Source organism: Pseudomonas kermanshahensis (assembly GCF_014269205.2).
Classification (GTDB): domain Bacteria; phylum Pseudomonadota; class Gammaproteobacteria; order Pseudomonadales; family Pseudomonadaceae; genus Aquipseudomonas; species Aquipseudomonas kermanshahensis.
The window spans coordinates 3055323-3067452 of record NZ_JABWRY020000001.1; the positions used below are offsets into that span (position 1 = coordinate 3055323).

At 64.1% G+C, this 12130-nt stretch carries 10 protein-coding genes; 5 read left to right on the top strand and 5 right to left on the bottom strand.

The features are described 5' to 3' along the window. From HU764_RS13930 to HU764_RS13940, 3 genes are read right to left on the bottom strand one after another with little or no spacing between them, the layout of a single operon-like run. A complete protein-coding gene (locus tag HU764_RS13930; protein ID WP_186702694.1) occupies nucleotides 1-3675 on the bottom strand; it encodes a translocation/assembly module TamB domain-containing protein in 3675 nt (1224 codons plus the stop codon). After that, a complete protein-coding gene (locus HU764_RS13935; protein WP_027594807.1) occupies nucleotides 3672-5414 on the bottom strand; it encodes an autotransporter assembly complex protein TamA in 1743 nt (580 codons plus the stop codon). The genes HU764_RS13930 and HU764_RS13935 overlap by 4 nt, the downstream gene beginning before the upstream one ends. Before the next feature lie 51 nt (nucleotides 5415-5465). Continuing rightward, complete coding sequence (locus tag HU764_RS13940; RefSeq protein ID WP_186702695.1) at nucleotides 5466-6116, bottom strand: GNAT family N-acetyltransferase; 651 nt, start codon at nucleotides 6114-6116, stop codon at nucleotides 5466-5468. A gap of 163 nt (nucleotides 6117-6279) precedes the next feature. On the opposite strand from HU764_RS13940, the gene xthA reads away from it, so the two are divergent. After that, entirely contained in the window at nucleotides 6280-7092 is an 813-nt protein-coding gene (gene xthA, locus HU764_RS13945) for an exodeoxyribonuclease III (protein ID WP_027594805.1), read from the top strand. 143 nt (nucleotides 7093-7235) lie between these two features. Here the strand turns inward: xthA and HU764_RS13950 are convergent, their stop codons facing one another. Beyond that, a complete protein-coding gene (locus tag HU764_RS13950) occupies nucleotides 7236-7988 on the bottom strand; it encodes an anti-sigma factor family protein (protein WP_186676506.1) in 753 nt (250 codons plus the stop codon). Then, a complete protein-coding gene (locus HU764_RS13955; protein ID WP_186676503.1) occupies nucleotides 7985-8506 on the bottom strand; it encodes a sigma-70 family RNA polymerase sigma factor in 522 nt (173 codons plus the stop codon). The genes HU764_RS13950 and HU764_RS13955 overlap by 4 nt, the downstream gene beginning before the upstream one ends. A 124-nt stretch (nucleotides 8507-8630) precedes the next feature. On the opposite strand from HU764_RS13955, the gene HU764_RS13960 reads away from it, so the two are divergent. From HU764_RS13960 to HU764_RS13975, 4 genes are all read left to right on the top strand, one after another. Further along, entirely contained in the window at nucleotides 8631-9683 is a 1053-nt protein-coding gene (locus HU764_RS13960; protein ID WP_186702696.1) for a catalase family peroxidase, read from the top strand. After that, nucleotides 9680-10213, top strand: coding sequence for a cytochrome b (locus HU764_RS13965; protein ID WP_186676491.1), 534 nt, complete (start codon nucleotides 9680-9682; stop codon nucleotides 10211-10213). Before HU764_RS13960 ends, HU764_RS13965 begins: the two co-directional genes overlap by 4 nt. Nucleotides 10214-10298: 85 nt before the next feature. Beyond that, nucleotides 10299-11504, top strand: coding sequence for an MFS transporter (locus tag HU764_RS13970; RefSeq protein WP_186676488.1), 1206 nt, complete (start codon nucleotides 10299-10301; stop codon nucleotides 11502-11504). Nucleotides 11505-11582: 78 nt separating this feature from the next. Beyond that, nucleotides 11583-12128 (top strand): cupin domain-containing protein, encoded by a 546-nt coding sequence (locus tag HU764_RS13975; protein WP_027594799.1) that lies wholly within the window; start codon nucleotides 11583-11585, stop codon nucleotides 12126-12128. The last annotated feature ends 2 nt before the right edge of the window (nucleotides 12129-12130 follow it).

Here is a 12130-nt window from a genome sequence, read left to right on the forward strand (position 1 = left end):
TCAGAAGTCCCGTTTGTAGAAGATATCCAGCGAGCTCGCCAACCCGCTGGCCGCCTCCAGGTACACCATCCGGCTCAACTTGTAGCGCAACGCGATGGTGTTGGCCGGTTCAAACACTCCAACCCCGTAGCGCAAGCTCAGCTTCTCGGTCAGGTTGCCGCTGGCGACCACACTCGTGGTGTTACCCGAACCCTCGGTATCCAACTGGAAGTCATCGATACCCAAGCTCGATGCCAGGCTTCCGGTAATGCCGGCACTGCCTGCCAAGCCCAAGCCCAACGCGGCCTCGGCGAGCATGTTGTTGTCCTCACCCGACGTGCCCAAAGGGCGACCCAGCACCAGGTACGACAGCGCCTGTTCCTGGCTCATGGCAGGTTCGGAGAACACCTGCGTGGTGGGCTGCTCGGCACTGCCGCTCAAGCGAATACCGGCAATCACGTCATCGACTTTGCGAATCGCTTCGATGTCCAGGTACGGCTGGTCGAGCGGGCCGGCGAACAGCAAGCGCGCCCGGCGTATGGTCAGGCGCTGCCCGTAGGCGCGGTAACGACCATCGGCCAGGCTCAGCTCACCGCGGGTATCGAGGTTGTCACCGATATGCACGTGGCCCAACAGGTTGGCCGTGAGGCCAAAGCCTTTGAACGACAGCTTTTCGCGCCCGACATCGACATCGATGTCCATGGCCATCGCCATGGGCGGCTTGCCCTCTTCGGTCTGATGGCCAACGATAACGGTGTCATCAGACACCTTCACCGTGGAGGGCGGCAGCTCGCGTACCGTGATCTTGCCTTTTGGCACCTGCACCTTGCCGGTTATCGCCAGCTTGTCGTCGACCAGGCGCAGGTTCAGGTCCGGTGCGACTTCCAGCGTCGCATAGGGCTCGACCGTCACCGGCAATTGTTGCCCCTGCAAACGCAGGTCCATGCCTAAGGCCTGCCCCCAGGTCAGGTTACCGGACAGTTGGCCGCGCCCCGCTTCGCCACTGCGCCAACCGCCGTTGAGCTGGACCTGTTCACCGGCGATCGTAGCCTGCAACGACAGGTCTTGCAGGCTCACCGGCAGCTCGGCACCACTGACCTCGCCCTGGCTCAGTACCAGGTTGCCGTTGACCTGCGGTGCAAGCAGCGTACCCGATAAATTTCCGCTGCCATTCAACTGCCCGGCCAGGCGTTCGACCATGGGCACGAACGGTCGGGCGACGGAAAGGTCCAGGCCCGCCAGGCGGAAATCGCCCGACAATGGCTTGTTCTTGCCCAAGGGGTCGAGGCGGGCATTCAGGCTCAGTTCGCCCAGGCGCTCACCCCGGAAATTCAAGCGGGTGTCGATGCGCCGAGGTGCCAGGGTGCTGTCCAGGCGCAGCGCCTGATAAGGGAAATCGATCCAACGCCCCTTGTCGCGCACGCGCAAGGTGCCGCCACTGGCGTCCACAACAATGCTGCCCTTGGGGCCGCTGGCCGGGATATCCAAGTTGACGTCGGCATTCAGCAGGCCCTGCCAGGCAAAGTCCTTTGGCAGCCACTGGGCCAGGCTGTCCAGCGGGAACTGTTTAAGGTGGTAGCGCAAGCGCGGCTCAGGTGCCAGGCGCTGGTCATCACCACACAGGCTGGCCTGGCCGGAACGCCAGCAATGGGCGCCAAAATCCAGCTGGCCACTGGCTAACCGCTGCAGGCGTGCCGGCGCCTGCAACTGCCAATCCTGGCCTCCGGCCTGGATTCGGCCACTGGCCAGGCGACCACGCCAGTCGCCTTTGTTCAACTGGCCGTCCAGACCCAGGTCCAGCTTGAGCTGCGGGCCGTCGAGCGCCAGGGTCAGGGCTTGCTGGCGAATGTCGCCTTTGCCATTGGCCTGCAAGGTGCCCAGTGCCGTGTCACCGAGGTGAATGCCGCCGGCCTTGAGGTCGATCACACCACGCTGGGCGCTGTCCAGGCGTGCGTCCAGGTCCAGGCGCTGAATACGGTTTTCGGCCTGCGCCAGCTGCTGGCCCTGCAAAGTGAGCGTACCTTGGGGCGCCTTCAAGGTCCCGGCGACGTCCAGCCGGCCCTTGACCTGCCCTTGCAGCCTCGGCCATAGCTGCCCCAAACGCGGCAAGTCGAGATCCACGCGCCCGGCCAGCCGCTGTTGCAGGCTGCCACTGCCATTGATGCGGTTGTCACCCAGCTGGATAGCCAGGGCTCCGAGTGTCCAACTTTCCCCTGCCCCTTGGGCTTCGACCTTGAGCACTGCCGGCTGCCCGCGGAGGCGGCCTTTAAGGTCTAGCTGGGCATCGAGCTTGAGTGCATCCCCCTTCATTTCACCTTTGCTGCGCAGCGGCCCGGCCAGGGTGCCGGGCAGTTCGGCAAGCCAATACGCGGGGTCGAGCGCCGAGAGCTGCAGGTCGACATCCCACGCCAGCGTATCGGCGAAGCGCACCGCGACGCTGCCTTCGGCCTTGCCTTGCCCAGCGCTGAGCGCCAGCTGCGGCAGTTTCACCTGGTTCAAATCACCTTCGAACGGGCTGGCCAGGGAAAACGCCCCCGCCGGGCCGTCAAGATCACCCTTGAAGGTGCCTTGATAATTGCCATCGCGGTAGTGCACCTGGGCATTGAATTGCTTGAGCGTGACGTCAGGCGGCGTCTCCAGCGGGTACAGGCGCAACCATGGGAAGTCCAGCCAATCGAGCTGGGCATCGGCAGTCAGGCCCTGTTGCCAGTCGGCACTGGCCTGCAGCTTCAGCCGCTGGTTATCGCTGGCGTTGAGGTCCAGGGCATCGACCTTGGCCCCTTTGCTATCCACCCGCCCAGACAGGACCAAGGCAATCGGCGACTGCTCAGCCGGCAAACTGGCTGAGCCCGATAATTTATAGCCTTTGAGCAAATCACCTTTGGCATTAAGCTCAAGCTGATTGAACTGCAAGGTGTCCGGCAGCGACCCGGTTGGTTTGAAAGCGTCGGAACGGATCTGCAGCGTTGCTGGCAGGTTTTCAGCCAGCGCTTGTAGCTCACCGTTCAGCCGTGCATCGAGGTAACCCGAGCTGGTGCCTTCGAGTGTGAGGGTTTTCTGCAGCTCGCCGTGCGCGGTCAACGCCAGTTGCCAGCTTTTACCCTCTACCGAAGGCAGCTGAACTTGCCCTTGCAACTGCAGCGGCCAATCGCCCTCAGGTTGCAGGTCGCCTTGCAGGTCCAGGCGCAGGTCATCGCGCTGCAGATGCAGGCGGTCGATGCGCATGCCCGTTTGGGTCCAGTGGGCGGCCAGTTGCACATCACCCAGCAGGTCGCTGCCGTCGAGTCGCAGTTGGCCGATCTTGACCTCACCCAGCTCGATGGCGACCGGCAAACGCAGGGCCGGGAGTTGCAGCGGGCCGCTTTCAGCCGGTGCATCGCTGGGTGCAAACGCCATGTCGATGCGCTGCGCCTGCAGTTGATCGATACACAAGGTGGCACGCAGCAGGCACGCGGGCGACCACGTCAACAGCGGGGCCTGCACCTCGACCCGGTTACCGCCCTCGACCCAGCTCAGCTGGCTGGCTTGCCAACTGCCCGCCAGGCGCCCTTGGAAGTCAGCGACCTGCAACCCCGGCACCCTGGCCAGTGCCCAGCGGCTGCCGCTTTCGGTCCCCACCAGCACGCCCAGCGCCAGGCCCACGGCCACCACCCCGCCGAGCACGCCCAGCAGTACGAATTTGAACACACGTGTCACAGCTCAGGCCCCATGGAGAAGTGCAGGCGAATACCGCCCTCGTCATCGAGGGCCTTGGCCAGGTCCAGGCGCAATGGCCCAACCGGTGAAACCCAACGCACACCAATGCCCACCCCGGTCTTGAGGCTTGGCAGCTCGAAGGTGTTGAACGAGTTGCCCTGATCGACAAAGGTTGCCACGCGCCACTTTTCAGTCAGTGAGTACTGGTACTCGACGCTGCCAGCCACCAGGTAGCGGCCACCGATGCGGTCGCCGTCGCTGTTTTTCGGCGACAAGGTCTGGTAGTCATAGCCACGCACGCTCTGGTCGCCACCGGCGAAGAAGCGCAGCGAAGGCGGGATGTTGTTCTTGTAGCCGTTGGTGGCGCTGCCGCCGAATTGCACCCGGCCGAGGAAGCGATGGTTATGGCCAAGCGTGGTCAGGCCCTTGAGCAGCACGTTGCCATGCAGCAGGTTGGTGTCGGAGACCAGGCCTTCCTTCGCCACCTGGGTATCGAACTGCAGGCGGTAGCCATTGTGCGGGTCAATGCGGTTGTCGCTGCGCAGGTACGAGAAGCTGACGCCCGGCATCAGCAAGTTGCTCAGCCCCGAGTCATCGCCCAGGCGGTACTCTTCACGCTGGTACTTGAGCGAGATAACCCGCTGCCAGCCACTGGGCAACTTGCTGTGCCATTCTGGCCCGACGGTGAGCAGCTTGCTGAGGGTGTCGGTACCGGCGAGTTCCTCGTTCTGGTAACCACCGGCAAAGCGCAGTTTGTCGGTCAGCGGCGGGTCGAGCGGCACGTCATACCACAGGCCGACGTTCTGCCGAGGTGCCGACAGTTCGGTTTCCCAGCCGTAGCTGTGGCCCTGAGGGTTGACCCAGTGTCGCGTCCAGTTCGCCTTGCCACGGGGGCCGACGTCAGTCGAGAAGCCCAGGCCCAGGCCCATGGTGCGTGGTTTGCGGGTTTCCAGGCGGACCTCCACCGGGATGTCCTCGCCCACGGCGGCAGTCGGCGCGGCGTCTACCCGCACACCCTCGAAGTAACCACTCGATTGCAGGTCGTTGTTGAGTTCGGCAATCAGCTCGGAGTCATAGGGCGTGCCTGGCTTGAACGAGACCATGCGCTGCAGCAGGTCTTCATCCAGCGGTGTGTCACCGCCAAACTTGACCGCGCCCAGGCGGTAGCGAGGGCCGCTTTGGTAGACCAGTTCGATGTCGGCCACGCCGGCCTGGGGGTCGACTGCCAGGCGTTGGCGGCTGAAGCGGCCGGCGAAAAAGCCATAGCGTGAAGCCTGGTTCTGGATCAGCCGTTTGGCATCTTCGTAAAGCCCATGGTTAAGCTGCTCGCCAGCGCGCAGTGCCTTGCTGTCGGGCACTCGAAACGCCTTCATCTCACTGGCAGGCCCTTCGATGCGCACCGTCACGTTGCGCAGGCGCACAGGCTCACCGGGGGCGATCTGGATTATCAATTGCGGGGCTTGGTCGGCTTTGGCGGGAGGCTTGACCTCGGTATCGATCTGGGCTTGATAGTAGCCAAGTGCCTGCGCGGCTTTGCGCGCCTGCTCCTGAGCCCCGCGACTGAAGCGCAGCAGCGCTTCTTCATCGCGGTCACCCAAGTTGCCGATATAGCCTTCGACATTGGCCTTGAGCGCTTTGTTGGCTGGCTTTACCTTCACCAGCAACTCGCTCTGGCCCCATGCTGCGAAACTGGCGACCCAGAAAACCAGGCCCCAGGTTAATCTTCCTGAATACGTCATGCGGGGCATGCTACCAGAGCCGGGCGCTCAAGGGAGCCGTCTGGCGGCTTGTCAGGCCAAAGCGGACGTTGAAGACACGGGGTTGGGATGGAAGAACACCCTTTCTCGGATCGGCCCTACGGCAACCTCGCCAATTTCCTCATAGCCCTGACGCTGGTAGAACGCCAGGTAGTGTTCATTGCCGGTGTCCAGCACGACGCCCTGAGTGCTGGGGTCTTCCGCGCACCAGTCATGCACAGCTTGTAACAATTGCTCACCGTACTGGCGCCCCTGAAATTGCGGGTGCACGCCCAGTAGAGGCAGGACGTGTACCTGGTCTGTAGGCAAGCAACTGGCCAATGCCGCCTGGTAGTCCATGTAGCGTCGCGTGCAGCGCAGGCCGGTACCCAGCATCATGCGCAAACGCCAGGCCCAGCTGTCGGCCACCCCCAGCCTGCGCAGCGGCGGCACGATCAGGGCCAGGGCAATCAAGCGGTCATCCAGCAACAGGCCAATGGCCGGCAGTTGCAGGTAAAAGTGCTGGCGCACCCATTCACGCACCATCACTCGCAGGCGGCGCTCATAGCCTGGGCGCTGCGCCTCGAAAATGTAAGCAAAGGTAGGTTCATGGCGGTAGGCGTTGTACAGCAGCGAACGCGCCTCACGGCTGTAGCCGTCGTCGAGCTGGCAGATACGCGCCGGCGTGGCAGTGGTTTCGGGCATTGCGGGCAGTCCTCCTGGAATGGGCTTGCAATGCCTTGGAGTGTGCTCCACCGCGCATCGTTCAGCCCCTACAGCACGTTAGCAGCAGCACCCCGAACCCGCCATGCTGGTGATGCCGCGCGATGTCGGCTAGCATCGCGGCTTTTACCGGGATTGTCTTTCCATGAAGATCGTCTGTTTCAACATCAACGGCCTGCGAGCGCGCCCGCATCAGCTGGCGGCGCTGATCGACAAGCATCAGCCTGACGTGATCGGCCTGCAGGAAACCAAGGTCAGCGACGATCAGTTCCCTCTGGCCGATGTCCAGGCACTGGGCTACCACGTGCATTACCACGGCCAGAAAGGCCACTATGGCGTCGCCTTGCTGTCGCGCCAGGCACCGCTGAGCCTGCACAAGGGTTTTGCCACCGATGAGGAAGACGCCCAGCGCCGCTTCATCTGGGGCACCTTCGCCGATGCCGACGGCAACCCGATCACCATCATGAACGGCTACTTCCCCCAGGGTGAAAGCCGCGACCACCCCACCAAATTCCCGGCCAAGCAGCGCTTCTACAGCGACCTGCAGGCCCTGCTCGAAAACCAGTTCCGCAACGACCAGCCGGTGCTGGTGATGGGCGACATGAACATCTCGCCCCAGGATTGTGACATCGGCATCGGCCCGGACAACGCCAAACGTTGGCTCAAGACCGGTAAATGCAGCTTCCTGCCGGAAGAGCGCGAATGGATGGAGCGCCTTAAAGGCTGGGGCCTGGTCGACAGTTTCCGCCACCTGCACCCGGACGTGGCCGACCGCTTCAGCTGGTTCGACTACCGCAGCCGCGGTTTCGAGGACGAACCCAAGCGTGGCCTGCGCATCGACCTGATCATGGCGTCGCAGCACCTGGTGCCACGGATCAAGGCGGCGGGTGTGGACTATGAGTTGCGCGGGATGGAAAAGCCGTCGGACCATGCACCGATCTGGCTGGAGTTGAGCTGACGCGGGTCTGGTGTAAGGCATTTGAGTTGCAGCGCCCGTGAGATCGAGCGCCGCCCGCGCGGCGCTCGATCTCACGGGCGATAAAAATCCAATGCCCTACGCCTGGCTGCCCACACCCACTCAACCAAATCATCACCATCACCCTACAACCCCAACCGCAACGCCTCCCCTACCCCCGCCCCACGCGTATCGTCCGCCGCACTGACCAACGCAAAGTTATACGCCCCATGCGACCAGTACCGTGCCTCCAGTTGCCCATCAACCCGCTGCCCCTCGGGCATGCGTTCATAACGCTCACCCGGCGAGCGCAGAAACAGGCTGATGCGTTCCCCTTTGCCATCCTGAAACACCAGGAGCGCCGCAGGCCCTTGTTCGTTGCTGAGCAACCGCGCGCCCACCGGCCTGAAACCGTAACCCGCCAGGTCCGGCAGCTGGCCTACCCGGCTGAAATGACGCCCCAACCAGTCACGCAATTGAGTCGGGTCGCTGGCTTGGATATCCAGCGCCTCGCTACCGGCAAACAGCCGATGCGCCTGGACCGCATCGGCCATGGGCAGATCGACCCGGGCCAACATCGCATCCCGTGCCTGCCAACCGCCCAAACCACCCACACCAATCGCCAGCACGAGCACTGCCGCCGATGCCCAACGCCGTTGACGTCGCTGGCGCAGCCGCTGCTTTAATTGGCCCAGATCCAGCTGCGCAGCCCCCGGCTGTTCACCCAGGCCGGCAAGTGCCACACGCAGCCGCCGCGCATCGCTGCGCCAGCCCTCGACCCGCGCCGCCTCCTGCGGGTTGGCCGCCAGCCAGGCCTTTACCTCTGCCCGGCGAGCAGGCGCCAAGCGCTCATCGATGTAGGCATGCAACTCATCTTCAGTGGGGATCAGGCGTGTCATTTCAGTCTCCGCAAGGCCGGGGGTTGAGGGTTGCCCTCGGTCAGTTCGCGCAAGGCATTGCGGGCGCGCGACAAGCGCGACATCACGGTACCGATAGGGATGCCCAAGGCCTGGGCGGCCTCTTTGTAACTCAAACCTTCGATGCTCACCAGCAGCAGCAAAGCACGCTGCTCCGCCGACAGCCGAGCAAAGGCACGCAGGTCGGCCTGGGCCAGCACGATGTCTTCGATATTGCCGCCAACGGGCTCGTTTTCTACCTCGGCTCGGCCGAACCAGGACAGCCAACGGGCATGCAGACGGTCGCGGCGTTTGCCGTCAAGAAACAGCCGATAAAGGATGGTGAACAGCCAGGCGCGCAGCGCCTCAGCTTCACGTTGCTGGCCCTGGCGGCTCAAGGCTCGCTCGACGGTGGCCTGCACCAGGTCGTCGGCGCTGCCCGGTTCGCGCGTCAACCACAAGGCAAAGCGGCGCAAACGTGCCAGCAGCTCGCGCCACTGGTGTTCGTCCAGATCGTGCATGGCTATGTCCCGGCCTCTGGGGTTGTCAGTGTAAGAGGCAGACGCCCGGTAACAAAATCTATTCCCGCCGAGGGAATAAGTTTTTCCCTGCAGCGTCGTACCGGCACCTTCACAGAACCGGACGATGATCATGAACTCACCTTTGCACGGCCCCGCCAAGGCCCTGCGCCTGGCGGCCATCGGCGCTGTCATGCTGGCTGCCGGCGCAGGCTTTGCCTATGCCGCCGGCTGGATCGGCGCACCTGAACTGACGCCAAAGCGCATCATCGACACCTTCGAGGCCCAGGCAGGGCACTACCCAGGCTACCGCAAGAACCACGCAAAAGGCCTCTGTGTCTCGGGCTACTTCCAGGCCAGCGGCCAGGCTGCCAGCCTGTCCACGGCCCGCGTGTTCAGCCAGGCACGCGTGCCGGTTATCGGCCGTTTTGCCATTGGCGGCGCCAACCCGTTCGCGCCGGACACCGCAATCCCGGTGCGCAGCCTGGCGCTTCAGCTCAGCACTGACGACGGGCAAGTCTGGCGTACCGGCATGAACAACCCGCCGGTGCTGGCGGTGGGTACGCCGCAGGCTTTCTATGAACAGGTCCTGGCCAGTACGCCAGACCCGGCCACCGGCAAACCAAACCCGGCCAGGCAACAAGCGTTTTTTGCCGCCCACCCCGAAAGCGCGGCGTTCCGCCAGTGGGCGGCGAGCTACAAGCCAAGCAACAGTTTCGCCAGTACCCAGTATCACAGCATCAATGCCTTCCGCCTGATCGACGCCGCCGGCGCGGCCCAGCCGGTACGTTGGCAACTGGAGCCGCAAACCCCGTTTACCGCCCTGCCAGGCCAGGTGGACGACAAACAATACCTGCAGCACGACCTGCAACAGCGCCTGGCTCAAGGGCCGCTGCGCTGGACCCTGCGCCTGGTCCTGGCCGAGCCTGGCGACGCCGTGGACAACCCGGCAAGCCCATGGCCTGCGCAACGGCGCAGTGTAGACGCCGGCACGCTTGTGCTCGAACAGGTCGAAGCGCCTGAGCAAGGTGCTTGTCGCGACATTAATTTCGACCCACTGATCCTGCCCCACGGCATCGAAGCCTCTGCCGACCCGATTCTGGCCGCCCGATCCGCCGCCTATTCAGAATCGTTCAACCGCCGCAGCCGTGAATCGCTCGACACTGGAGCCCGCCCATGAAACCTGAAGCCTTCCACCCCCTCGCCCGGCTGCTGCACTGGCTGATGGCGGTGCTGATTGTGGCCATGCTGTTCATCGGTGTGAGCATGGTCAGCGACCTGTCACCGCGCCACCCCGTATTGATCAGCCTGCACAAGGCCACGGGCCTGGCTTTGCTGGTACTGGTGGTGTTGCGTATCGGCCTGCGTCTGGCCTTGCCACACCCACCGCTGCCACGCGACCTGCCACCGCTGCAGCGGTTCGCCGCCGGGGCCTCGCATGTACTGCTCTATGGCCTGATGCTGGCCATGCCGCTGCTGGGGTGGGCCATGCTGTCGGCCGGTGGCTACCCGCGGCCCCTGCAATTACCGGCAATCGCCCCCCACGACCTGCAGCTGTATGCCGTGCTGCGACAAGCCCACGGTTGGGCTGGCTACCTGCTGTTCGCGACGATCCTGGTGCACCTAGGCGCAGCGCTGATGCACGCTTTGGTGCGCCGCGACGGCGTCTTGCGTAGCATGTGGCCTGGCCCTCTGCGTCGCAGCGAATAAGCCGGTGCGGTTCAGGGCGGTCGACAATCGATAATAATGCTTATTACCATCGGCGCACTTATCGCTGAACTTCTCTGGACTGCCCATGAACGTCGCAAAGGATCCTGCCACTCTCGTGCCTGCCGGCACGCTCGACTTACGCCCATTGCTGCTGGCCAACATGGCTTGCACCATGTCGATGATGGCCTTCGTTGCCCTGATAGGCCCAATTGCCCGCCAACTCGGCATGGCCACCTGGCAGGCCGGTGCCGCTGTTACCGTCGCCGGGGTGGTCTGGGTGTTGCTGGCACGCCCGTGGGGCCGCGCGGCTGACCGGCTCGGCCGCCGCCGCGTGCTGCTGTTGGGCAGCGCAGGCTTTACCGTGGCCTACTGGCTGTTGTGCGTATTCGTCGAAGGCGCGCTGCGCTGGATGCCGGGTGCAACCCTGGCCTTTATCGGCCTCATGCTCGCACGCGGCTGCATCGGCGCCTTCTACGCCGCCATCCCAGTGGCTTGCAATGCACTGATCGCCGACCATGTCGAACCGCAGCGCCGAGCCCGCGCCATGGCCTCACTGGGCGCGGCAAACGCGGTCGGCCTCGTGCTGGGCCCGGCGCTGGCCGCCCTGCTCGCGCGGTACAGCCTGAGCCTGCCGTTCCACCTCATGTCGCTGCTGCCGGCCACCGCGTTCTTCGCGTTGCTGTTCACACTCAAGCCACAAGCGTTGGCGCACACCCATGCGCCCAGCCCGGTGCAACTGAGCGATCCGCGGCTGCGCCGGCCTTTGCTGGTGGCCTTCAGTGCCATGCTCAGCGTCACCGTGTCACAGATCATCGTCGGTTTCTTCGCCCTGGACCGCTTGCAGTTGGGCCCGGCTGACGCGGCTCAGGTCGCCGGCATTGCCCTGACCACGGTCGGTGTGGCGCTGATCCTGGCCCAAGTTGTGCTGCGCCAACTGGAATGGCCACCGCTGAAGATGATCCGGGTGGGCGCCAGCGTGTCGGCCGTGGGCTTTGCCTGCGGTGCGCTGGCGACCACCGCGCCCTGGCTGTGGGCGTGCTTTTTCGTCGCTGCGGCCGGCATGGGCTTTGTGTTCCCGGCGTTTTCGGCGCTGGCAGCCAACGCCATGCAGGCCTCGGAACAAGGCGCGACAGCGGGCTCGATCGGCGCCGCCCAGGGCATGGGCGCGGTGATCGGGCCACTGGCCGGCACCCTGGTGTATGCCCTTGACCCACGCTTGCCGTTCATGGCGGTAGCCGCGCTGTTGCTGCTGGTCGGGCTATGGCCGATGCCACGCGAACCGCGCGCCTGACAAGCACAGCGCGCAAGCGTGCAGAGTGTGTTTTAATGCGTCGCTCATTATTTTTGACACCTCTGATTAAAGGCGGCTATGGACACGGGGACGCGACTCAAACTGGTGCGTGAACGCAACAACCTCTCCCAACGGGAACTGGCCCGCCGCAGCGGGCTGACCAACTCGACGATCTCGCAGATCGAACAGAATCGCGTCAGCCCTTCGGTCAGCTCCCTGAAAAAACTGCTCGAAGGGATCCCGATGAGCTTGGCGGAGTTTTTCAGCTTCGACGAGCCGGTGCGGGAAGAGCGCTTCGTGTTCCGCGCCAGCGAGCAGCCAGACTTGGGCCGTAACGGCCTGCGCATGCTGTTGGTGGGTGCCAGTGTCGAGGCCCGTCAAATGCGCATGCTGCGTGAACTGTACGCACCGGGCGCCGATTCGGGCGAGCCGATCGTGCATGCAGAAGGCGAAGAGTGCGGCCTGGTCACCCGCGGCACCGTCGAACTGTGGGTCGATGGCCAGGTCAGCGTGCTCAATTCGGGTGATGGCTACTACATCCCCACTACCCTGCCGCACAGCTTCAAGAACATTGGCCAGGATGAGGCCGAAATCATCAGCGCCAACACCCCGGCGAACTTCTGACC